The 21116-nt window shown below is 74.6% G+C and carries 22 protein-coding genes and 1 pseudogene; 8 read left to right on the top strand and 15 right to left on the bottom strand.

The features are described from left to right. Nucleotides 1-76: 76 nt before the first annotated feature. Nucleotides 77-748 (bottom strand): response regulator, encoded by a 672-nt coding sequence (locus ACGF5C_RS01655; protein WP_393295734.1) that lies wholly within the window; start codon nucleotides 746-748, stop codon nucleotides 77-79. Next, nucleotides 745-3120 carry a histidine kinase gene (locus ACGF5C_RS01650; protein ID WP_393295733.1) on the bottom strand — a complete coding sequence of 792 codons (2376 nt, stop codon included), beginning with the start codon at nucleotides 3118-3120 and terminating at the stop codon, nucleotides 745-747. The genes ACGF5C_RS01655 and ACGF5C_RS01650 overlap by 4 nt, the downstream gene beginning before the upstream one ends. Before the next feature lie 136 nt (nucleotides 3121-3256). Between ACGF5C_RS01650 and ACGF5C_RS01645 the strand changes: the two genes are divergently transcribed. The 3 genes from ACGF5C_RS01645 to dtd are packed head-to-tail and all read left to right on the top strand — an operon-like array spanning nucleotide 3257 to nucleotide 6122. Further along, nucleotides 3257-4276, top strand: coding sequence for a CPBP family intramembrane glutamic endopeptidase (locus ACGF5C_RS01645; RefSeq protein WP_393295732.1), 1020 nt, complete (start codon nucleotides 3257-3259; stop codon nucleotides 4274-4276). Then, complete coding sequence (locus ACGF5C_RS01640) at nucleotides 4216-5700, top strand: methyltransferase (RefSeq protein ID WP_393295730.1); 1485 nt, start codon at nucleotides 4216-4218, stop codon at nucleotides 5698-5700. The genes ACGF5C_RS01645 and ACGF5C_RS01640 overlap by 61 nt, the downstream gene beginning before the upstream one ends. Continuing rightward, nucleotides 5700-6122, top strand: coding sequence for a D-aminoacyl-tRNA deacylase (gene dtd, locus ACGF5C_RS01635; protein ID WP_393295728.1), 423 nt, complete (start codon nucleotides 5700-5702; stop codon nucleotides 6120-6122). The genes ACGF5C_RS01640 and dtd overlap by 1 nt, the downstream gene beginning before the upstream one ends. A 156-nt stretch (nucleotides 6123-6278) precedes the next feature. Here the strand turns inward: dtd and ACGF5C_RS01630 are convergent, their stop codons facing one another. Continuing rightward, the gene (locus tag ACGF5C_RS01630) at nucleotides 6279-7067 is read right to left on the bottom strand and encodes a sporulation protein (protein WP_393295726.1); all 789 of its coding nucleotides are present in this window, start codon (nucleotides 7065-7067) and stop codon (nucleotides 6279-6281) included. A 260-nt stretch (nucleotides 7068-7327) separates the two neighbouring features. On the opposite strand from ACGF5C_RS01630, the gene sigB reads away from it, so the two are divergent. Then, nucleotides 7328-8344 (top strand): RNA polymerase sigma factor SigB, encoded by a 1017-nt coding sequence (gene sigB / locus ACGF5C_RS01625; RefSeq protein ID WP_393295725.1) that lies wholly within the window; start codon nucleotides 7328-7330, stop codon nucleotides 8342-8344. Between the two features lie 101 nt (nucleotides 8345-8445). Next, nucleotides 8446-8853, top strand: a complete 408-nt coding sequence (locus tag ACGF5C_RS01620; protein WP_393295723.1) for a VOC family protein — start codon at nucleotides 8446-8448, stop codon at nucleotides 8851-8853. Nucleotides 8854-8921: 68 nt separating this feature from the next. Here the strand turns inward: ACGF5C_RS01620 and ACGF5C_RS01615 are convergent, their stop codons facing one another. From ACGF5C_RS01615 to ACGF5C_RS01605, 3 genes are all read right to left on the bottom strand, one after another. Further along, nucleotides 8922-11477 (bottom strand): GNAT family N-acetyltransferase, encoded by a 2556-nt coding sequence (locus tag ACGF5C_RS01615; RefSeq protein WP_393295722.1) that lies wholly within the window; start codon nucleotides 11475-11477, stop codon nucleotides 8922-8924. Nucleotides 11478-11500: 23 nt separating this feature from the next. Beyond that, entirely contained in the window at nucleotides 11501-12682 is a 1182-nt protein-coding gene (locus ACGF5C_RS01610; RefSeq protein ID WP_393295720.1) for an acetoin utilization protein AcuC, read from the bottom strand. A gap of 141 nt (nucleotides 12683-12823) precedes the next feature. Then, complete coding sequence (locus ACGF5C_RS01605; protein ID WP_393295718.1) at nucleotides 12824-13672, bottom strand: sulfurtransferase; 849 nt, start codon at nucleotides 13670-13672, stop codon at nucleotides 12824-12826. 159 nt (nucleotides 13673-13831) lie between these two features. Here ACGF5C_RS01605 and ACGF5C_RS01600 point away from each other — a divergent pair, with 159 nt between their 5' ends. After that, nucleotides 13832-14521 (top strand): metal-dependent transcriptional regulator, encoded by a 690-nt coding sequence (locus tag ACGF5C_RS01600; RefSeq protein ID WP_393295716.1) that lies wholly within the window; start codon nucleotides 13832-13834, stop codon nucleotides 14519-14521. Between the two features lie 149 nt (nucleotides 14522-14670). Here ACGF5C_RS01600 and ACGF5C_RS01595 read toward each other — a convergent pair whose 3' ends face one another. The 3 genes from ACGF5C_RS01595 to ACGF5C_RS01585 all read right to left on the bottom strand — a co-directional run bounded on the left by ACGF5C_RS01595 (nucleotide 14671) and on the right by ACGF5C_RS01585 (nucleotide 16566). Next, nucleotides 14671-15225, bottom strand: a complete 555-nt coding sequence (locus ACGF5C_RS01595; protein WP_393295714.1) for a hypothetical protein — start codon at nucleotides 15223-15225, stop codon at nucleotides 14671-14673. Nucleotides 15226-15313: 88 nt separating this feature from the next. Beyond that, nucleotides 15314-15556 (bottom strand): DUF5522 domain-containing protein, encoded by a 243-nt coding sequence (locus tag ACGF5C_RS01590; RefSeq protein WP_393295712.1) that lies wholly within the window; start codon nucleotides 15554-15556, stop codon nucleotides 15314-15316. A 20-nt stretch (nucleotides 15557-15576) separates the two neighbouring features. Further along, entirely contained in the window at nucleotides 15577-16566 is a 990-nt protein-coding gene (locus tag ACGF5C_RS01585) for an asparaginase (RefSeq protein WP_393295710.1), read from the bottom strand. 115 nt (nucleotides 16567-16681) lie between these two features. Between ACGF5C_RS01585 and ACGF5C_RS01580 the strand changes: the two genes are divergently transcribed. Together ACGF5C_RS01580 and ACGF5C_RS01575 are read left to right on the top strand one after the other, a co-directional pair. Further along, the gene (locus ACGF5C_RS01580) at nucleotides 16682-17005 is read left to right on the top strand and encodes a hypothetical protein (protein WP_393295708.1); all 324 of its coding nucleotides are present in this window, start codon (nucleotides 16682-16684) and stop codon (nucleotides 17003-17005) included. A gap of 450 nt (nucleotides 17006-17455) precedes the next feature. Next, a complete protein-coding gene (locus ACGF5C_RS01575) occupies nucleotides 17456-17770 on the top strand; it encodes a TraR/DksA C4-type zinc finger protein (protein WP_350710945.1) in 315 nt (104 codons plus the stop codon). A 47-nt stretch (nucleotides 17771-17817) separates the two neighbouring features. Here ACGF5C_RS01575 and ACGF5C_RS01570 read toward each other — a convergent pair. From ACGF5C_RS01570 to ACGF5C_RS01545, 6 genes and pseudogenes are all read right to left on the bottom strand, one after another. After that, nucleotides 17818-18096 (bottom strand): annotated as a pseudogene (locus ACGF5C_RS01570) (DUF2332 family protein); the annotation flags it as partial. A 111-nt stretch (nucleotides 18097-18207) separates the two neighbouring features. Further along, nucleotides 18208-19788 (bottom strand): serine/threonine-protein kinase, encoded by a 1581-nt coding sequence (locus ACGF5C_RS01565; RefSeq protein WP_393295706.1) that lies wholly within the window; start codon nucleotides 19786-19788, stop codon nucleotides 18208-18210. Between the two features lie 110 nt (nucleotides 19789-19898). Then, nucleotides 19899-20081, bottom strand: a complete 183-nt coding sequence (locus ACGF5C_RS01560) for a hypothetical protein (protein ID WP_393295705.1) — start codon at nucleotides 20079-20081, stop codon at nucleotides 19899-19901. Next, nucleotides 20078-20296 (bottom strand): hypothetical protein, encoded by a 219-nt coding sequence (locus ACGF5C_RS01555; RefSeq protein ID WP_393295703.1) that lies wholly within the window; start codon nucleotides 20294-20296, stop codon nucleotides 20078-20080. The genes ACGF5C_RS01560 and ACGF5C_RS01555 overlap by 4 nt, the downstream gene beginning before the upstream one ends. Beyond that, complete coding sequence (locus ACGF5C_RS01550; RefSeq protein WP_393295701.1) at nucleotides 20293-20472, bottom strand: hypothetical protein; 180 nt, start codon at nucleotides 20470-20472, stop codon at nucleotides 20293-20295. Before ACGF5C_RS01550 ends, ACGF5C_RS01555 begins: the two co-directional genes overlap by 4 nt. Then, nucleotides 20469-20657: a hypothetical protein gene (locus ACGF5C_RS01545; protein ID WP_393295699.1), complete on the bottom strand. Its 189-nt coding sequence runs from the start codon at nucleotides 20655-20657 to the stop codon at nucleotides 20469-20471. Before ACGF5C_RS01545 ends, ACGF5C_RS01550 begins: the two co-directional genes overlap by 4 nt. Nucleotides 20658-21116 lie beyond the last annotated feature (459 nt).

Below are 21116 nucleotides of genomic sequence, written 5' to 3'. Positions count from 1 at the left end.
GCCTTCCCGGCCGGCAGCCACCGGCACCGGGCAGGGCGCCGCCGCCCGATTCCGGGGGTGTGCCCGGCCGGCACCCCTACGCGGATGACCGCCGGGTGCCGGGCCGGACGAGCCCGAGGTCGTAGGCACGGATCGTCGCCTGCACCCGGTCCCGCGCACCCAGCTTGCCCAGCAGGGTGTTGACGTGCGCCTTCACCGTGCCGGTCGCGACGCCCAACTGCGCGCCGATCTCCGCGTTGGTCAGCCCGGCCGCCAGCCGGACGAAGACCTCGCGCTCCCGTGCGGTGAGCGCGGCCAGCTCGGCGGGCTCCGCCGGCGGCGTGAGTGCCCCGGTGGCGAAGGCGTCGATCAGCCGGCGGGTGACGGTGGGTGCGAGCAGCCCGTCGCCGGCGGCCACCACCCGGATCGCGTGCAGCAGGTCGACGGGTTGGGCGTCCTTGAGCAGGAAGCCCGAGGCGCCCACCCGCAGCGCCTCGAACACGTGGGCGTCCAGGTCGAAGGTGGTCAGCACCAGCACCCGGGGGCCGTCCGGGTCGGCGGTCAGCCGGGCGGTGGCGGTGAGGCCGTCCATCCCCGGCATCCGGATGTCCATCAACACCACGTCCGGTCGGCTCCGGGCGGCCTGGTCGAGTGCGTCGGCGCCGTCGGCGGCCTCCCCGACCACCGTCAGGTCCGGTTCGGCGTCGACGATCGCCGCGAACCCGGCCCGGACCACCGGCTGGTCGTCCACCACCAGCACCCTGATCATCGTGCCCCCTCCGGCACCCGTTCCCCCCGCTGCCCGGGTCGGGCGGTGGCCACGGGGACCGGCGGCAGCGGCAGCCGCGCCCGCAGCTCGCCGCGGCGCAGCGCGAGCCGGCCGCCGAGCGCGTCGACCCGGGCCCGCAGCCCGGCGACGACCCGCGGGTCCGCCGCGGCGGGCAGGCCCGTGACCGACACCCGCAGCTCACCGCCGGCCAGCCGCAGCACCACCCGGGCCGGCCCGACGCCCGCGTCCAACGCGGCCTCCACCAGCCGGTACGCCGACACGTCCACGTCGGTCGGCAGGGCCGGCACGGTCGCCGGCGCGTCCAGCAGGACGTCGCGGCCGTGCGCCTGCCGCGACGCGCAGAGCCCGCCCACGTCGGCGAGGGTCGGTTGCGGGCCGTGCGGCGTCGGCCGCTCGTCGGCGCGCAGGTCGTCCAGCAGGCCGCGCATCGCGGCCAACGTGGCCCGTGCCTCGACCAGGATCTCGGCGAGCCGGCCCTGGTCGGCGACGACCACCAGGCGGCCGGCCCGGTCCAGCACCGCCGAACGGAGTCCGGCGCCGACCCGCTCCCGCTCGGCGCGAGCCGCCGCCACGGCCCGGGCGGTCGCCGCGGCCAGCGCGTCGCCCTCCCGGCTGAGCACCCGCCGCCGCCCGCGTCGGACCAGCGCGCCGCCGCCCCAGGTCAGCAGCATCGGCGCCAGCAGCAGCCCGGCGACGAACACGGTCATGAAGACGGTGACGGGAACGTGCACGGGCTCCCCGGCGACCGAGCCGTCCGCCGCCGCCGTACCGACCAGGCCCACGGCGAGCACCGTGGCCGCCACCGGCGCGGCCAGCCACGTCGGGCCGGCCCGTCGGGCGTACGCGGCCACGGCCCAGACGGCGGCCAGGTCGGCGAAGCCGGCGGTCAGCAGCACGAACTCCGCGCCTCGGGGCAGCCCGACCAGCAGCGCGGTGACCGGCCAGAGCAGCGCGGTCCCGGCGACGCCTGCGAACGCGGCCCACGGTCGGCGGCACCGCCACGCCAGCGGCGCGGCGTGCGCCACGGAGAGCAGCAGGAGCTGGAGCAGTACGGTCGGGTCGCGCAGCCCCGCCAGGTCGGCGTCGGTCTCCACCGAGACGAGGGCCGCGGCCACCGGAAGCACCAGCGCGTTGCCGACCAGCGCGGCGGTCACCAGGGACCGACCGTTCTCCGGCCGGACCGGCGACGGCAGGCTGCCGGGATCCGCCCCGACCGGCAGGCTGCCGGGATCCGCCCCGACGGGCAGCCGTGCCTCGACCCGCCAGCCGTCGCCGTCCGGGCCGGCTCGCAGGGTGCCGCCCAGGGCGGCGACGCGCTCCCGCAGGCCGCTGATCCCCCGCCCGGCGCCCAGCGTGAAGGCGGCCGTCGGCCCCGGTACGCCGGTGTCGGCGACCGTGACCGTGACGGTCCCGGCGTCGACCGCGACCCGGACCGAGACGTCGGCTCCGGCGGCGTGCCGCACCACGTTGGTCAGGGACTCCCGGACGACGGCGTGGACGACCTCGGCCAGGGCGGCCGGCGGTTCCGGACCGGCCCGGTCCAGGCGCACCGGCTGGCCGAGCCGGTGGAAGCCCGCGACCAGGTCGTCGAGCCGCCGCCGCAGCGGCCGGAGCGCCTCGGTGTCGTCGCTCATCACCGCGACCAGGCGGCGCAGCGCGACCAGGGTCTCCCGCCCCGTACGCGCCGCGAACTCCACCGCCTCCGCGGCCAGCTCCGGACGCCGGGCCGCGAGGCGCTCGGCCGCTCCCACCGTCACCACGATGGAGGTGAGGTGGTGGGCGCTGACGTCGTGCAACTCCCGGGCGAGCCGATGGCGTTCGGTCTCCGCCGCCTGACGGGCCTCCGCCTCGACGGCGACGAGCCGGCCGGCCACCGCCGCCCGCCCGGTCATCCAGTGCCGGCGGCTGCGCCCGAGACCCGCGGCCAGCAGGTAGCCGAGCACGGCGACGACGACCTCCCCCAGGTAGGCCGCGGCGGTGTCGAAGCGGGGCAGGTTGACCGACGCCACCCACAGGGCGCTGGCGGCCAGCGCCACCCGCACCACCCGGCCGGGCGCCCGGACGGCCACGGACCAGATGGCGACCAGCTCGGCGAGGCTGAGCACCAGCAGGTCGTCGGGAGAGGCGCCCAGCCGGCCGAGGGTCTGCGCGGCCAGGACCACGGCCAGCGCCGGGAGCGGCCGACGCTGCCGCCAGCCCAGCGCCACGAGGGTGACCACGGCGGCGACCAGACCCGCCGAGGTCACCGTGATGTCCGGTACGTCGCCCCGCAGGAGCGGCAGGCCGGGCCAGAACAGGAGCTGGGCGCCGACCAGCGCCGACGGCAGCAACCAGGTCCGCAGGAGAGTCATGATGAGGGCAACCCTACGGAGGCCCACCGACCGGTCACGTCGCCCGCGGGCACGAGGTGGCCTATACCCCAGGGTGGTGCCGAATTCGGTCCGCACGTCGACCCGCCGGCCCGCCGGCGGCGGCAGGCTTGCTCCCATGATCAGTAGTACTCCCCCGGGCACCCCGTACCACCGGCTGGCCCGGACCGGCCGGCAGCGATGGTGGCGGTCGCTCGTCGGCGTCCTCGCCCTGCTCGGCGGCGCGCTGCTCGTCGGCTGCGCGCTCTTCGGCGTCGCCGCCGTCGTGGCCGAGATCACCGGTACGCCGACGGACGCCGACGGGCTGCCCGTCTTCGGCCCCGTCGTGGACACCGCCCTGCTGGTGCTGTCGGTGGCGGTGGCCCTGCCGCTGACGATGGCCGTCACCCGCTGGGTGGAACGCCGGCCGGCCGGGGGCCTCTCCTCCGTGCTCGGCCGGGTCCGGTGGCGCTGGCTGGGCACCTGTTTGCTGACGGCCGCCCCGGCGATCACGGTCATGCTGCTCGGCACCCACTTGCTCCTGCGGGCCACCGGGGACGAGATGGTCCTCCTCGGCCCGCTCGACACCTGGGTCGGCTGGCCCGCTTTCGTCGCCGGCCTGCTGATGGTCGTCGCGCTGGTCCCGTTCCAGGCCGCCGCCGAGGAGTACCTGTTCCGCGGCTGGCTGCTCCAGGCCTTCGGGACGTGGCTGCGCTCGCCCTGGCCGGGGACGGTGGTGCAGGCGGTGCTCTTCGCCGCGGCGCACGGCTGGGGCACCGTCTGGGGCTTCGCCGACCTGGTCGTGATGGGTCTGCTCTGCGGTTGGCTCACGGTGCGCACCGGCGGCCTGGAGGCGGCCGTCGCGTTGCACGTGGTCAACAACGTGAGCGCGTTCGGTCTGGCCGCGGCGTTCGGCGGGCTGGCCGTGGACGAGACGATGGCCGACGCGCCGTGGCAGCTGGTGCTGGTCGACGTGCTCGTGCTGCTGGCGTACACCTGGCTGGTGGCACGGGCCGCCGACCGGCGCGCGCTGGCGACGGTGGCGCCGATCTCCCGGGTGGTCGAACGCCGGCACGCGGCGCCAGGCAGGATGACGGCGTGGACGGACACGACATGTTGCTCTCCCCCGCCGGCGTCGAGGCGCTGCGGACCGCGCTGACCAGGGCCGGGTTCACCTCGAACGGCATCGCCACCCGGCTCGGCCCGCAGGCCACCGGCGGCGTGGCCCGCAACGACTTCCGGGCCGCGCTGCGCGCCACCGAGGACCGCGACCCGCTCGGCACGCTGATCCGGGTGTTCGTCTGCGAGCAGACCGAGCCGGAGGCCGCCGTGGCCGCCGCGCTCACGCCGTTGTCGCTGGACGAGGCGCTCGCCGGGGGCCTGGTCGAGCGGCACGGCGACGGGCTGCGGATGGGCCTGGACCTGGAGCCGTACGGGGACGACTGGTGGGTGCTGGCCGACGTGCCCGCCAGCGCCCGCCCGGGCCGCCCGCTGCACGCCCACCACGTCCTCGGCATCGGCGGGGCGACCCAGACGCTGATCGGCGCGACCGTCCGCCGGCCGGTGGAGACCGCGCTGGACCTGGGCACCGGCTCCGGCGTGCAGGCGCTGCACCTGGCCACCCACGCCCGGCGGGTGACCGCCACCGACGTCTCCGAGCGGGCGCTGCGCTTCGCCGCCACCACCGCCGCGCTCAACGGCCAGGACTGGGAGCTGCTCCGCGGCGACCTGGTCGCCCCCGTCGCCGGGCGCCGCTTCGACCTGGTGGTGAGCAACCCGCCGTTCGTGGTCGGGCCGGGCACCACCACGCACGTCTACCGCGACTCCGGCCGGGTCGGCGACGCGATCGGCGCGGAACTGGCCGCCGCCGCGCCCGGTCTGCTCACCGAGGGCGGCACCATGCAGTACCTGGCCAACTGGGTGCACGTCGCGGGCGAGGACTGGGCCGAGCGGGTGACCGGCTGGTTCGCCGGCACCGGGCTGGACGCCTGGGTCGTCCAGCGCGAGGTGGCGGACCCGATGGCGTACGTCAACCTGTGGCTCACCGACGTCGGCGAGGCCGCCGACCCGCAGCGGATGGCGGACTGGCTGGACTGGTTCGACGCGCACAAGGTGGAGGCGGTCGGCTTCGGCATCGTCTCGCTGCGCCGCTCCGGCCACGACGACCCGGTGATCCGGGTGGAGGACCTGCGGCAGCGGGTGGAGGCGCCGCTGGGCGACCGGATCGGCGCCTGGTTCGACCGCCAGGACTGGCTGCGCGCCCACGACGCCGACGGGCTGCTCGCCGCGCGCTACCGGGCGGCTGACGGCCTCCAGCTCCGGCAGGAGGCCACGATGGGCGACGAGGGCTGGGCGGTGGACCGGCAGGTGCTGGCCATGCCGCACGGGCTGCGCTGGACGGAGGAGATCGACCCCCTGGTGCTCGCCCTGGTGGGCGGGGCCGACGGGCGGCTGCCGCTGCGCGACCAGCTCGCCCTGCTCGCGGCCGCGCACGACGTCGCCCCCGAGGAGCTGGCCGAGGCCGCCGGCCCGATCGTGGCGCACCTCGTCGAGCGCGGCTTCATCGAGCCGGTGACCGGCTGATGCGGGCCGTGGTGCAGACCGTCGGCCGGGCGGGCGTGACGGTCGACGGCGAGGTGGTCGGCGCGATCGACGACGGGCTGCTGGTGCTGCTCGGGGTGACCCACACCGACACCGTCGAGACCGCCCGCACGATGGCCCGCAAGGTGCACGAGCTGCGCATCCTCGACGACGAGCGGTCCGCCGCCGACACCGGCGCGCCGATCCTGGTGGTCAGCCAGTTCACCCTCTACGGCGACGCCCGCAAGGGGCGCCGTCCGAGCTGGACGGCGGCGGCCCCGGCCGAGGTGGCGGAGCCGCTGGTGACGGCGGTCGTGGAGGCACTGCGCGCCCGGGGCGCGAAGGTCGAGACCGGCCGATTCCGCGCCCACATGCTGGTCGAGAGCGTCAACGTCGGACCGCGTACGGTCCTCCTCGACCTCTAGCCACCCGCCCTCCCACCTCCCACCCCTCCCACCTCCCACCTCCCACCCAAACCCCGGATCCCACCCGGTTGATCATGAAGTTATTGCCATGACACGCCGCGGCGAATGACAATAACTTCATGATCAACTCGCGCCTGCGGGCGCGGGGTGGGCGGGTCAGGAGAAGAGGCCGCGGCGCTGGAGCGACTGGCGGATCCAGGCGTCGAGCTGGGCCGTCCAGTCGGTGCGCTCGGCGGTGGCGTGGTCGATGGTGAAGCGGCCGAAGGCGTCCCGGCCCTCGGTGAAGAGGCCGCCGCGCTTGTCGAGCTCCAGCACCACCTGGATCTGCTGCGGGTCGGTGACGAAGGTGACCTCGAGCTGGTTGATCGCGCCGGCGTACTGCGGGGCGGGGCGGAACTCGATCTCCTGGTAGAAGGGCAGGCTCTGCCGCACGCCGTAGATGTGGCCGCGCTCCACGTCGGCCCTGGCGAACCGGAAGCCCAGCCGCAGGAACGCCTCCAGGATCCGCTGCTGGGACGGCAGCGGGTGCACCGCCACCGCGTCCAGGTCGCCCTTGTCGACCGCGCGGGCCACCTCCAGCTCCGTACGCAGCCCCATCGTCATCCCGTGCAGGTGCTGCCCGTACAGCTCGGTGAGCGGCGTCTCCCACGGCACGGCGAAGCGGAACGGGATGTCGTGGCGCTGGCCGGGCTCCAGCCGGAACGCGCCGGTCGCCGCCTGCCGGTGGAACTCCTGCGTGGTCTCGTAGTCGTTGTCGCCGCTCTCCACCTCGACCCGGGTGACCAGGCCCAGGGACACGTAGGAGATGTCGACGGGGTGCTCGCCGCCGGCCACGTGGACGACGCCCTCCAACTGGCCGCCGGGGCGGCAGTTCGGGTTCGCCAGGACCGTTTCCACCGACGGGCCACCCACGCCCATCGCCTGCATGAGCCGCTTGAAGACCACGACACCCTCCAAAACCTGTTCCGGTGCGCCGACGTCGCCGGCGGCGCCGGCCCCACTGGCCGACCGCTGGCACGGTAACCGCACGCGACAAGGAACGCTCGGCGACGACACGCGCACGGTACGCAGGAGCCTGACCGGATTCGTGTCGGGTCCCCGATCGCCTCACTCCCGTTTCACGCCCCGCCCGCCAAGCTGTGTGTCACACCGGCACCACTGGGCCGGAACGAGCGGCACAGACGTGGACACGGGGAGAAGACGAGATGGCCCTGCAGATGATGGAGCACCGGATGCGCCCGGCCGGCACCACCGAGGCCGACCACGCCACCGACACCCTGACCGACCTCGACGCCACGGACGAGCGCGGCGTCTCCACGGACCTGGTCCGGGCATACCTGAACGGAATCGGGCGGACGAAGCTGCTGACCGCCGCGCAGGAGGTCGACCTGGCCAAGCGGATCGAGGCCGGGCTGTTCGCCGAGGAGAAGCTGGCGACCTGCACCCCGGTCTCCGGCGAGCTGCGGGCCGACCTGGAGCTGATCGTCGCGCAGGGCCGGGCGGCGAAGGACCACCTGCTGGAGGCGAACCTCCGCCTGGTGGTCAGCATCGCCAAGCGCTACACCGGTCGCGGCATGGCGTTCCTCGACCTCATCCAGGAGGGCAACCTCGGCCTGATCCGCGCGGTCGAGAAGTTCGACTACGCCAAGGGCTACAAGTTCTCCACCTACGCCACCTGGTGGATCCGGCAGGCGATCACCCGCGCGATGGCCGACCAGGCCCGCACCATCCGCATCCCGGTGCACATGGTCGAGCAGGTCAACCGCATGGTCCGGGCCCGCCGCGAGCTGTCCGTCTCGCTGGGCCGCGAGCCCACCGTCGCCGAGGTCGCCCGGGCCATGGACATCCCGGAGTTCCAGGTGATCGAGCTGATCTCGTACGACCGGGAGCCGGTGAGCCTGGACCAGGCGGTCGGCGAGGACGGCGAGAGCGCGCTCGGTGACTTCGTGGCCGCGGTGGACCCGAGCGCCGAGCCGGGCGACGTCGCCGCGCAGGGCGAGTTGCGCAACGAGGTGAGCATCGTGCTGGCCACCCTCTCCCAGCGGGAGCAGGCGGTGATCCGGCTGCGGTTCGGTCTCGACGACGGCCGGCAGCGCACGCTCGACGAGGTCGGCCGGGAGTTCGGCCTGTCCCGGGAGCGGATCCGGCAGATCGAGAAGGTGACCCTGCTGAAGCTGCGCGACCCGGAGCGGGCGCAGCGCCTGGAGGCGTACGCCTGCTGACGTTTCCTGAGCCATGCGAGGCCCCGGCGGTTCGCCGGGGCCTCGCCTGCGTCCGGGCCACGGTCCTTGACGCGGCCCGCCGGTCGGGCTACGAAAAAGGTGTGAACTGGACTCTGGAAGTGGTGGTCGTACCGGTCTCCGACGTGGACCGGGCCAAGGCGTTCTACGCCGACCAGCTCGGCTTCGTCGTGGACCACGACACGGTGGTCAGCGCCGACACCCGGATCGTGCAGCTCACCCCGCCCGGCTCGGGCTGCTCGATCGTCATCGGCACCGGGGTGCTGCCGGACATGCCGCCGGGCTCGCTGAAGGGCCTCCAACTGGTCGTGCCCGACCTGCGCCGGGCCCGGGCCCAGCTGGTCGAGCGCGGCGTGGCGGTGAGCGAGATCCAGGTGGTGGGCGAGAACCCCCGCCCCGTGCCGGACCCGCTGGACAACGTCGGCTTCGTCTTCTTCACCGACCCGGACGGCAACGCCTGGGCGGTGCAGCAGATCTCCTCCCGGGCCTGAGTGCTCGGCCTCCCGCTGGTTAGGAAGGGCCCCTTCCTCTACCGCAGGCGTTAGGAAGGTGCCCTTCCTTACAGGCGGCGGGGGCCGGTGTCGGGGCGGGCGACGGCGGAGCCGATGCGTACGGTGGCGTGCAGCACCGAGATGCCGTCGGGGCGGGCGAGCACCGGGTTGAGGGTGAGCGCGCGCACCCGGGGCTGCTCGTCGGCGAGCCGGCCGACACGCAGCAGCAGGTCGGCCAGGGCCGCCCGGTCCACCGGCGCCGCGCCCCGGTGCCCGCGCAGCAGCGGCGCCGCCCGTGGCTCGTCGACCAGCTCGGCCGCGTCCAGGTCGGTCAGCGGCACCGCGCGCCAGGCCCGGTCGCCGAGCAGCTCGGTGGCGACGCCGCCCAGCCCGAAGCCGACCACCGGGCCGAACGCCGGGTCCTCGACCAGCTCGACCACGCAGGCCACGCCGGGCGGCACCATCGGCTGCACCAGGACGTCCGCGCCGAAGACCGCCGACATCTCCGCGTACGCGCGGTGGACCGTGGCGGCGTCGGGCAGGTCGAGCCGGACCGCGCCGAGGTCGAGCCGGTGCCGCAGGCCCGGGGCGGCGGCCTTGAGGGCCACCGGGAACCCGAGCCGGGTCGCCGCGTCGACGGCCTCCCCGGCGGAACGCACCGGCGCCGACTCGACCACGTCGATCCCGTACGCGGCGAGCAGCCCCACCGGGTCGAGGGCCTCGGGTCGCAGGGCCGCGTGCGCCGCCGCCCGGTCGACCCGGGGCAGCTCCGGCAGCAGGCCGGCCGGGCGGCGCAGCCAGTCGGCGTACGTGGCGACCCGGGCGAGGGCGCGGACGGCCTCCTCCACGCTCGGGTACGCGGGCACCCCGGCCGGCGCCCGGCCGACCAGGAACGTCGCCACGGTCGGCTTGCCGGCGGCGAGCGCGGCCGGCAGGGCGGCGGTGAAGTCCGCCTCGGTGTCGGTGAGCTGGCCGGGCAGCGGCGGGGCGAAGACCACCACCAGCGCGTCCACGCCCTCGTCGGCGGCGGTGTCGGCGAGCGCGGCGGCGAACTCGGCCGCGCCGGCGCCGGGCCCGACGTCGCGGGGGTAGCCGCGGGCGACGGTGAGCCCCTGCGCGGCGCAGGCGGTGGCCGCGAGCCCGGTCAGCGCCGAGGAGTTGCCGACCACCCCGACCCGCGGCCCGGCGGGCAGCGGCTGGTTGGCCAGCAGCACCCCGACGTCGAGCAGCTCGGCGACGGTGTCCACCCGGATCACCCCGGAGTGCGCGAACAGCGCGCCGACGGCGACCTCGTCCGGCCCCGCGGAGTCGCCCACCCCCGGCGGGCGGGCCGGCGAGGCGAGGGCCACGACCGGCTTGTCCCGGCCGATCCGGCGGGCCAGCCGGGCGAACTTGCGCGGGTTGCCGAAGGTCTCCAGGTACAACATGATCACGTCGGTGCCGGGGTCGTCCTGCCAGTACTGGAGCAGGTCGTTGCCGGAGACGTCGGCCCGGTTGCCGGCCGAGACGAAGCTGGACAGGCCCAGCCCACGCCGGTCCGCCTCGGCCAGCAGCGCCACCCCGAACGCGCCGGACTGGCTGAAGATGCCCACCCGGCCGGGCACCGGCAGCCGCGGGGCGAGGGTGGCGTTGAGGCGTACGGTCGGGTCGGTGTTGGCCACCCCCAGGCAGTTCGGGCCGACGACGCGCATGCCCGCCGCGTGCGCCGCGCGGACCAGCGCGCGCTGCGCGGCCGCGCCGTCCGGGCCGGCCTCGGCGAAGCCCGCGGAGATCACCACCAGGGCGTGCGCGCCCGCGGCGGCGGCGTCGTCGACCGCCTCCCGCGCCGTCTCCGGCGGCACCGCCACCACGGCCAGGTCGACCGGCACACCCGCGTCGGCCGCCGACGGGTACGCGGGCAGCCCGGCGACCGTCGCCGCGCTCGGGTGCACCGGCACCACCGAGCCGGTGTAGCCGCCGTCGCGCAGGTGCCCGAGCACCGCCGCGCCGACGCCCTGCCCGGTGGCGCTGGCTCCGTAGACGGCGACGCCGCGCGGGGCGAGCAGCCGCGCGACGGAGCGGGCCTCGGTGCGGTGCTCGCGGCCGCGCTGCACCTCGAGCGTGGCGTCGGTGGGCGCGATCGGGAAGGTCAGGTGCACCACGCCGTCGGCGAACTGGCGCTGGAGCTGGTAGCCGAAGTCGGAGAAGACCCGCAGCATCGCGCCGTTGGCCGGAAGCACCTCGGCCACGAAGTTCGCGATGCCGGTCCGGCGGGCCGCGTCGGCCAGGTGCTCCAGCAGCACCGAGCCGATGCCCCGGCCCTGGTAGGCGTCCTCGACCACGAACGCCACCTCGGCCTCGGGCGCGTCGGGGCCGAGCCGCTCGTAGCGGCCGACGGCGACGATCCGGTCGCCGACCAGCACCACGAACGCCTCCCGGTCGCGGTGGTCGACGTTGACGAAGCGGCGCAGGTCCCGCTCGGGGATGCGCGGGTACGGCGAGAAGTACCGCAGGTAGCGGGTGCGCTCGGAGAAGCGCGAGTGCATCGCCACGATCCCCGGCCCGTCCGACGGGCGGATCGGTCGCAACTGGACGGTGGTGCCGTCGCTGAGCAGCACGTCCACCGGTTGTTCCACCGTGGTCACCTGTTCGGCCCTCCTCGGCCGGCTCAGTCGCGCGGGTCGTGCGGGTCGAGCCCGAACAGCGGGAAGGCCGTCTTGCGGGCCGCCGCGATCGCCCGGTCCACCGCGTTCGGCTCGCCGGTCGGCTGCCACGGCTCGTACGACGGGTCGACGTCGTCGGTCATCCGCAGCGGGATCTCCCGGCCCGGCCGGCGCGCGGCGGCCAGCTCCCGCCAGGCCGGCGGGGTCAGCGTGGCCGGCGCGATCGGCTCGCCCGTGGCCACGGCGAGCAGGTGCGTCCAGGCCCGCGGCACCACCTCGACCAGCGCGTACCCGCCGCCGCCGGTGGCCACCCAGCGGCCCTCGCACAGCTCGTCGGCGAGCGCCCGCAGGGCCAGGTAGGTGGCGCGCTGACCGTCGACGGAGAGGTGCAGGTCGGCGAGCGGGTCGAGCCGGTGCCCGTCGGCCCCGCACTGGGTCACCAGCACCTGCGGCCGGAACGCGCGCAGCACCGACGGCACGACCGCGTGGAAGGCGCGCTGCCAGCCAGTGTCGTCCACGCCGGGCGGCAGCGGAACGTTGACGGCGCTGCCCACGGCGCCCGGCCCGCCGGTCTCGTCGGGGAAGCCGGTGCCCGGGAAGAGCGCCAGCGGCGTCTCGTGCAGGCTGACCGTCAGCACCCGGGGATCGTTCCAGAAGATCTGCTGCACCCCGTCGCCGTGGTGCACGTCCACGTCCACGTACGCGACCCGCTCGGCGCCCAGGTCGAGCAGGCGGGCGATGGCCACCGCCGGGTCGTTGTAGACGCAGAAGCCGGCGGCCCGGGCGGGCATCGCGTGGTGCAGCCCGCCCGCCACGTTGACCGCCCGCCGGGCCTCGCCCCGCCAGACCGCTTCGGCCGCGGCCACACTCGCCCCGGCGACCAGCGCGCTCGACTCGTGCATTCCCGCGAAGACCGGGTTGTCCGAGGTGCCCAGCCCGAAGCCGGCGAAGAGCGGGTCGCGCGGGGCGACCCGCACCGCGTCGAGGTAGCGCGGGTCGTGCACCCGGGTCAGCAGCGCGTCGTCGGCCGGCTCGGGCTTGACCAGCCGCACCCCGGGACGCTCCAGCACGCCGAGCTCGCGGGCCAGCGCGACGGTCAGCTCCACCCGGACCGGGTCGAGGGGGTGATCCCCCATGTCGTAGGCGAGCAGGGACTCGTCCCACACCACCACCGTGTCCTCGGACATGGCCTCATCGTCGCACGCGCGCCCGCACGCCCCGAGCGCAGGCGCTGGGTACTTGCCCCGGTCTCGGCCTGCTCACGCGCCCTCGTGTCGCCCGGCGCACGTGCCGCTCCGCCGGCCGGCGTCGCCGGGGCGGGCGTGCCCTCAGCCCTCCCCGGTGGCGACCGGTCGGGACGGGTCGGCGACCCAGTTGCTCCACGAACCGACGTAGAGCGCCGCGTCGGGCCGACCCGCCAGGTGCAGGGCGAGTACGGCCTGCGCGGCGGTCACCCCCGACCCGCAGTACGCCCCGACGGGGGCGCCCCCGGCCACCCCGGCGGCGGCGAACCGCGCGTGCAGCGCGTCGGCGGCCGGGAACCGGCCCTCGGCGACGTACTCACCGGCGGGCAGGTTCACCGCGCCCGGGACGTGCCCGGCGACCGGGTCGATCGGCTCGGTCTCGCCCCGGTAGCGGGGTGCGGCGCGCACGTCCAGCAGGACGCCCTCGTCGGCGGCGGCCAGCCGGGCGGCCTCCCCCGCGTCGAGCACCGGCAGCGCGCCGGGGCGCACCTCGACGTCGCCCGGCGCCGGGGTCGGCTCCGCCGTGCTGGTGGGCAGTCCGGCGGCCCGCCACGCCGGGAAGCCGCCGTGCAGCAGCCGTACCGGCCGGTGGCCCGCCCAGCGCAGGGTCCACCAGGCGCGGGCGGCGGCCATGCCGTCGCCGCCGTCGTACACCACCACGGGGTGGCCGGCGCGGACGCCGGCGGCCCGCAGCGCGGCCTGGAGCGCGGCCGGGTCGGGCAGCGGGTGGCGGCCGGCCGGGCCGGGCGGGCCGCAGAGCGCGGTGTCGAGGTCGACGAAGACCGCGCCGGGCAGGTGACCGGCGGCGTAGTCGTCCCGGCCGGGCGGGCCCGTCAGGCGCCAGCGGACGTCGAGCAGGGTGGGCGGGTCGGCGTGGTCGAGCTCGGTCGCGAGCCGGTCGGCCTCGACCAGCAGCTCCTCGGTTCCGGACATGAGGTCAAGTCAACACCATCCGGGCCCGTGCCTCGCGGTTCGTCAAGGGTCGTTCGGCCTGCGTCGAGGTACCATCGTGGGCCGGAGGGCCGCTGACGTGAGGCATGATCTGGTCGGCACGACCGAGCCTGAAGTTACCTCCGGCAGGGAGGGATGAAGGTGTCTAAAACGGATCTGGTCGACACGACTGAGATGTACCTCAAGACCATCCTCGAACTGGAGGAGGAGGGCGTGCCGCCCCTGCGTGCCCGGATCGCCGAGCGGCTGGGGCAGAGCGGGCCCACCGTCAGTCAGACCGTCGCCCGGATGGAGCGCGACGGCCTGCTCACCGTGGAGGGCGACCGGCACCTGGCGCTCACCCCGCACGGTCGCAGCACGGCCGTGTCGGTGATGCGCAAGCACCGGCTCGCCGAACTGCTGCTGGTCAACGTGATCGGGATGCCCTACGAGGAGGCCCACGAGGAGGCCTGCCGGTGGGAGCACGTGATGAGCGACGCCGTCGAGAAGCGGGTCTACGACCTGCTCAACCGGCCGACCCGCTCGCCCTACGGCAACCCGATCCCGGGGCTGGAGGAGCTGGGCACCCCGGGGCCGGAGACCACCGACGCCGTCGACGGTGAGCGCAACCTGGCGTTCCCCGGCCTCTCCGGGCCGGTCGTGGTCCGGCGGATCTGCGAGAGCGTGCAGACCGACGCGGACGTGCTGCGGCAGTTGCACGCGGCCGGCGTCGACCCGGGCGCGACGGTGATGGTGGCGCAGGAGCGCGACGGGGTGTCGATCGACCGCTCGGGCGACCGCGTCCGCCTCCCCCGCGAGATCGCCTCCCGCGTCTTCGTCGCCGCCCACTGACCCCTCCCGCCTCCCGCCCCCGCGCTCCCCGGCTCGGCTCGGCTCGGCTCGGCGATCTTGCACTTTGTGCCCGGGTATATCCGACGCAAGGGGCAGATCGGGGGCCGAAAGTGCAAGATCGCGGAGTGGGGGGGAAGCGGCGGCGCGGGTCAGATGGCTCGGGTGTCGAGCTGCTTGGCCAGGGCGATCAGGGCGTCGGTGAGCTTGTCGGCGTCGGCCTTGGCCGTGTCGGGTGGGGTGGTGTAGCGGAGGGTGGCGAGGCGGCCCTCGGTGGCCAGCCAGCCCACCTCCGCGACCGGGCCGAAGGCGCCCTTGGCCGAAACGGTCCGCCGGTACGCCTTCTGGCCCAGCCCGGTGACCTTGGCCGCCTTCTCCGGCACCATGTCCGTGGTGAAGGTGGCCGCGTCGATCGAGGCCTCGGTGACGATCAGCGTCAACTCCGGCAGGGTGGCCTGCTCGGCGCGAACCACGCAGGTGTGGCTGTCGCCGGTCTCGCTGGCGGCGGCGATGTCGAAGCGGACCCCCGCGTGCTGCTCGATCACGCCGAAGTCGAGCAGCCGGCACGCCCCGCCCGACGAGGCGGCCGCCACGTCGACCGCGATCGGCGCGGGAGGCGGCACCGCCACCGGTTCGGCAGCCTCCGCACCGCAGCCCGTCGCCAGCAGTACGGCCACCCCGGCGCCCACGATCCGCCCGCGCACCATCACTCCTCCACTGTCCACCCCGACGTGTCCGCCGGACACCGTACGGCCTGCCCCGCCCTCGCGGTAGCCCTCGATCAGCCGTTCGCCGTCAGTCGTCGACGTACGGGCAGTGCCGACAGCCGCGACCGCAGCAGGTGCCACGCCGGGCCAGGAACCCCGCGCTCAGCACGAACAGGCCGGTGGCGGGGTCGAGGTAGCCGGCCTCACCGGCGGCCAGGGCGGCGGCGTGTGCGGCCAGGATCCGCTCCCGGTCCGGATGCTCCGGCGACAGCCGGGACGGGTGTGGCTCGGTCAGCGGCCGGTCCGCCAGCGGTCGTCGCTCTCCGGTCACCGGCGCAGTCTAGAGAGCGGTCAGCCGTGCCGGGCCAGGGCGGCGGCGATCTCCTCGCGGCCCGCGCCGGCCGCGAGCAGCAGCCGCAGCAGCACCTTCGCCTTGTACGGGTCGAGCAGCCCACCGTCCAGCAGGCCCCGGCGGCGCAGGTCCGTCTCGGACCCGACCGCCCCGTAGGTGTGCCGCAGCACCGAGCCGGCGCCGGTGCGGGAGGTGAGTACCACCGGGATCCGCTCGGCCAGCGCGCCGAGCACCGGGGCCAGGACGGCCGGGACGTGCCCGACCCCGAAGGCGGCGACGACGAGCCCGTGGTGGGTGTCGGCGACCCGGTCGAGCAGCCCGCCGTCGTCGTCGAGCGTCACGGTGTGCAGCGCGACCCGGGTGGCGTCGAGCCGCGCCGGGTCGACCGGCGGCAGCGGCTCCCGCCGCGGCGGGCGGGCCAGCACGCGTACCCGCCCCTCGATCACGTGCCCGACCGGGCCGGCGTTCGGCGAGGCGAACGTGCCGGTGCTGGTGCTGTGCGTCTTGCGTACCCAGCGGGCGGCGTGGATCTCGTCGGCGAACGCGACCAGCACGCCCAGGTCGCGGGCGGCGGGGGCAGCCGCCACCCGGGCCGCGGCGAGCAGGTTCGCCGGGCCGTCCGGGCCGGCCAGGGTCGGGTTGCGCATCGCGCCGGTGAAGACCAGCGGCGCGGCGTGCGGCCAGACCAGGTCGGCCAGGAACGCCGACTCCTCCAGCGTGTCCGTGCCCTGGGTGACCACCACGCCGGTCGCCCCGTCGGTCACCGCCCGCGAGGCGGCGTCGACCACGTCGAGCAGTTGGCGGTACGTCAGGTGCGCGCTCGGCACCGCGTGGGTGTCGCGGACCTCCAGCGGCAGGCCCAGCTCGTCGAGGCCCGGCACGGCGGCGGTGAGGTCGGCGCCGGTCAGCCGGGTGACCCCCCCGGCCCGGCCGGGGTCCACCCCGCCCATCGCGATCGTGCCGCCGAGGGTGAACAGGGCGATGGACACGCCGGGACCTCCCGTCCGCCGCCCTGGCAGGCGGCCCGCAAGAACGTACCCTCCGGGTTGGATAGCCGGTGGCGCCGGTCTGCGGGCGGCCGCCCCCGGCCCGCTCTACCTGCTCATGCCCCTGGCGCAGCCGGGCTGGGGCGTGCTGCTCTACGGCGTCGGCCTGGCCGCGTTCTCCGCCAACGCGGTGCTCTACAACGTCGCCACCGTGACGTACCGGCAGCGGATCACCCCGCCGGCCCTGCTGGGCCGGGTGAACGCGGCGTTCCTGTGGGTCTGCCTCGGCGTGATCCCGCTCGGCGCGCTCGCCGGCGGCACGCTCGCCAGCCAGCTCGGGCTGCGGCCGGCGCTGTGGATCTGCGTGCTGGGCACATGGAGCGCGGCACTCTTCGTCGTGTGCTCCCCGCTGCGGCGGATGCGGGACATGCCGGCGACCTGACCGGTCGTGGCGCAGGTCTCCGAAAAAGCCGGACGGCGGCCGGCTCCGACGGCGACGGGGTCGTCCTGCTCCGCCACCAGCACGTCCACGATTGACGAGCCGCCCGGTCGGGTGAGGCCGGTTTCCGGGCGGACGGAAGCACGTTGGTTTTCCGTTCCGCCCGGCCTATGGTGGCTCCATGTGTTCGTTCGGTCAGCAGAGGAGCACCGCCGTCGTGGTGACGGCGGCGTCCGCTGCTGCCCGTCGGCGTGCCCTGTCGGTGACCGTCGAGACCCGGGTGGTGCGATCCGCGGTCGCGCCGTCGCCTGCCGGCTCGGTGGCCTCCGGACTGCCGAGCCCCGTCCCCGCCGGACGTAGCCCTCCGTGAACCGCTTGCAACTGTGCGAACGGCCACCAGGGCGAAGCTTCTCAAGCTTCGGCCCTTTTCTTTTTTCTAGAGGGAGCTACGCCATGACCACGCACACCCAGCCGGACCAGCAGTGGCTCGATGAGCTGCGGGCGACACTGACGACCGACTTCGAGGCGCAGACCGTCCGACTCACGCAGTTGACGGCCGACACCGGCGACCCGGGCGAGGCGCACACCCAGAGCGCAATGATCGCCGCGACCCGGCAGAGCCTCGACCAGATCACCGGGGCGCTGCGGCGCATCGCCGACGGTCGCTACGGAATCTGCGAGAAGTGCGAGGCGCCGATCCCCCGGGAACGCCTGGAGGTGCTGCCGCACGCCCGCTTCTGCGTGCCCTGCCAGCAGAAGCAGTACTGACGGACGGGAGCGAGGGCTGCCTCGTCGGCGGAGGCAGCCCCGACCCCACCCCACCAGGTCATCGCCTGGCCGTGCGAGCGGGTCCAGGTGTGGGGCACACCGTCGAGGGACAGCACGTTGCGCAGCGCCTCGCCCGGCGGCTGCGGCAGCGCGTCGTGGGGCAGCACGTCCGGCGTCTCGTTCGCGATCCAGTGGCCGGGCAGTCCGCGTACCACCTCGGCGAACGCCGCCCGGCGCGGAGCCGGCGCCTGGTAGAGCACGGAGGTGTGGAACACCACCAGCGTCGCGCCGGGCGGCGCCTGCGCGGCCAGTGCGGGCAGGTCGTCGTCACGCGAGACCGCGAGGGAGAGGCGCTCGTACGTCGGCGACACGCCGCGCCTCCCGGGTGCCGAACTCGGCGTAGGTCTCGGCAATCGTCATGTCCCGATGATCGCCAACTAGGTCACCGGCTCCCGCTTGACCCACTGGTCCAGGGCCCGCGTGAATTCGATCACCGCAGCCTTGGCGGAGGGCGGCATCGACGTCCGGGACGCTTGGCGGTACTTCAGGCACACCGCGAGGTTGTTGACGCGAAAGTAGACACGCACGTCGCGGTCGTGCCAGCCGTGCTCGTCGAGGTCCCCCTCTTCGGAGATGTACGCCTCCTCGCCGATGCCGGGAAGCCGCTCGCCCTCGGTAGGACAGCCACCCAGGTTGGCGGGGAGTAGGGGGGCCTCCACGTCGAGCTGGGTGAGTTCCCCGTCGTCGGGATCCTGGCCGGGCTCCCATTTGCAGCTGTTCGTGGCCTGGTGTGCGGACCAGAGCTTGGCCTTGGGAATCAACGGCGCAATGACCTCGGGGTGGTCGGCCAGATACAGGCACACGCTCGGTGGAGTCGTGAACCGTCTCGCCGACGGCGATGCGGACGAGGCTGCGGGCGTGGTGGCCGACGGGCTGCCGGACTGTTGGTCCCCACCCCGGCCGGTCTCCCGATTCGGCGTCCCGTCCGGCGCGAGCGCGTAGCCGGTCGCCAGTGCGCCGGCCGTCAGGGCCATGGCGAAGATGATCGCGGCAATGCGCGTGGGCGCGACACGCCGGGCACGCGGGCCGTTCCCCTCGGACAGCAGCGGCTCGGTCAGCTTCTTGGTCGCCCCTGCGGCCTGCTCATTGCCTGGCATGGTGACGCGAACCGTCGGGCGGTCGCCGGCCGTGACGCCGACGGCGACCTCCCGCAGACGCTCCGCGGCCACATCGGCAGACAGCCGTTCGTCCGGGCGACGCGCCATCAGGCCGAGCAGCGTCGGACTCAGCAGACCAGCACGTTCAGCCGGCCCGGGGTCGCGGCTCAACACGGCAGCGACCAGTTCTGCCGGATCGTCCGAATCGTACGCGGGCCGACCTTCGACGGCGAAGTACAGCGTCGCACCGAGCGACCACAGATCGGATGCCGGATCGGCACCCTGCCCGGTCAGCCGCTCGGGCGCCACATAGCCCAGCGTGCCCATGACCGAGCCAGTCCCGGTGAGACCCCGGGTGGCGCCGATGACCGCGGCGATCCCGAAGTCCGTGAGTACGGCGCGCCCGTCCCGGCCCAACAGGACGTTCTGCGGCTTTACGTCGCGATGCAGGATGCCGGCAGCGTGAGCGACCCGCAGTGCCGCAAGCAGTTCCTCGCCGATCTCCGCGGTCCGCCGCGGACTCAGCGGTCCGTCCTCGCGCACCACGGAGTAGAGAGACGACCCCTCGACCACGCCCATCACGATCCACGGGTGGCCATCCTCGATCAGAACATCGTGAATGGTCACGATGCCGGGGTGGTTCAACCGCCCGGCCGCCCGTGCCTCGGTTATCGCGCGCTCTCGGAGCGCCTCATGTTCGGATTCGCTCAGGCCCTCGGGCAGTCGTAACTCCTTCACTGCCACGTCGCGGTCCAGCAGGGTGTCTACAGCTCGCCAGACCACCCCCATGCCCCCGCTGCCGATCGGCTTGGCCTGCAAGACATACCGGCCCCCGGCCAGGGTGCGCCGCTCCTCCGCCATGTTCGGAAGGATAGCCAGCGTCAGCCGGCGAGGAAGCCATCGAAGGTTGTTGCCCCAACTCGACACCTACCTGCTGCCCGGTGCGGTCGGAAATGCCCGGCGGCGACGCCTCACGTTGTCCGCTTCTGGTGACGCGGCTCCCTGCGCCGCGAGATCTCCGCCAGGTGCTGGCGCTGATGCTGCCGCACCATCTCGTCCCAGACCTCCTGGTCGTAGTCCGGGTCGGGCGGGATCCACTTGTGGGAGCCGTCGCTGTAGTGGAAGCGCTCGTCGCCCCGCCGGATCACGCTCACCGCACCCACCCGAGGAAGCGCCGGTGCAGCAGCCCGGCGGGCACCCAGGTCAGGTCCTCGGCCGCCCAGACCAGGTAGGACCCCATGTAGAGGGCGAGCGACACCGGCGCGCCCTCGAACTCGGCGTGCAGTTCCCTGCGCCGGGTCTGACACGGCCAGGGCGCGTCGCAGCCGCCGCAGATCCACAACGGAAGGACCGGGCCGTGGGTGGTCACGACAAGCCGTTCAGGAACAGCCGGGTGGCGACGCGGGCACGCCAGCGGGCGGCCCATTCCGCCTGATAGCAGGGGTACGGCGCCAGCCGCGCCCACCACCACCGGCAGCCGGCACACAGACCGTCAACGCCGGGCAGATGCACCGACAGGATCCGCCCGACCTGATCCTCCGTCACTGCTGCTCCTCCCCCGGCCAGTGACCTCGACATATCGGCGTGCGGTGGCGGGCCCGGCAGGGCAACTCCGACCCACACCGGCAGATCCGACGCCACCGCCGCCAGGACCAGACCGGGCGGTGCCGACGGGCCAGAGTGAGCGCCACCGCCAGCAGGTAGTCGTCGTACGACACACGCTTGGGCATCTGACCTCCCGGCGATCCACCCGCCAGTCCCCCGGGCAGGCCCTCCTCCACCACACACCACTCACCGTCGGGTTGTCAATCTGTAAGTGGCAATCGTAAAGCATGAGTCACGCCTACCTTCAGGCCGTGAAGCGACCGCGCTTGTACGGGCCTGGCGAGTTGGCCGCCCTGTTCGGCGTGTCACGGCAACGGGTTCTACAGATCACCCGCAGGCCCGGCTTTCCTGAGCCTGTCGCCCGCCTGATCGGGACGACGATCTGGGACGCGGACGAGGTGGACGAGTGGGCCAGGCACAATCGCCCGCCCCGCCCGACCGAGGGCGACGAGGATCGTTGATGAGCGTCGCACCGACCGCTGAGTCTGGCTCGGCGGCGGCGGCCTTCAATTCGCCGGACGGTACAGACCGAATCGAGTTATCGGCTCGTCCGTGCTGGTGATACGTCCCTGCACAGGCATGCC

The organism is Micromonospora sp. NPDC047620, from assembly GCF_043205005.1.
GTDB lineage: Bacteria > Actinomycetota > Actinomycetes > Mycobacteriales > Micromonosporaceae > Micromonospora.
Note: the sequence above shows the minus strand (reverse complement) of the source record. Positions and strands in the feature narration are given on the sequence as shown.

What these genes read in the sequence shown, in the direction of transcription:
- sigB (WP_393295725.1), top strand. Translation starts at nt 7,328, where the DNA reads ATGGCCCTGCAGATGATGGAGCACCGGATGCGCCCGGCCGGCACCACC.
- ACGF5C_RS01595 (WP_393295714.1), bottom strand. Translation starts at nt 15,225, where the DNA reads ATGGTGCGCGGGCGGATCGTGGGCGCCGGGGTGGCCGTACTGCTGGCG.
- dtd (WP_393295728.1), top strand. Translation starts at nt 5,700, where the DNA reads ATGCGGGCCGTGGTGCAGACCGTCGGCCGGGCGGGCGTGACGGTCGAC.
- ACGF5C_RS01575 (WP_350710945.1), top strand. Translation starts at nt 17,456, where the DNA reads ATGACCACGCACACCCAGCCGGACCAGCAGTGGCTCGATGAGCTGCGG.
- ACGF5C_RS01565 (WP_393295706.1), bottom strand. Translation starts at nt 19,788, where the DNA reads ATGGCGGAGGAGCGGCGCACCCTGGCCGGGGGCCGGTATGTCTTGCAG.
- ACGF5C_RS01605 (WP_393295718.1), bottom strand. Translation starts at nt 13,672, where the DNA reads ATGTCCGGAACCGAGGAGCTGCTGGTCGAGGCCGACCGGCTCGCGACC.
- ACGF5C_RS01580 (WP_393295708.1), top strand. Translation starts at nt 16,682, where the DNA reads ATGCCCCTGGCGCAGCCGGGCTGGGGCGTGCTGCTCTACGGCGTCGGC.
- ACGF5C_RS01655 (WP_393295734.1), bottom strand. Translation starts at nt 748, where the DNA reads ATGATCAGGGTGCTGGTGGTGGACGACCAGCCGGTGGTCCGGGCCGGG.
- ACGF5C_RS01650 (WP_393295733.1), bottom strand. Translation starts at nt 3,120, where the DNA reads ATGACTCTCCTGCGGACCTGGTTGCTGCCGTCGGCGCTGGTCGGCGCC.
- ACGF5C_RS01610 (WP_393295720.1), bottom strand. Translation starts at nt 12,682, where the DNA reads ATGTCCGAGGACACGGTGGTGGTGTGGGACGAGTCCCTGCTCGCCTAC.
- ACGF5C_RS01645 (WP_393295732.1), top strand. Translation starts at nt 3,257, where the DNA reads ATGATCAGTAGTACTCCCCCGGGCACCCCGTACCACCGGCTGGCCCGG.
- ACGF5C_RS01545 (WP_393295699.1), bottom strand. Translation starts at nt 20,657, where the DNA reads ATGCCCAAGCGTGTGTCGTACGACGACTACCTGCTGGCGGTGGCGCTC.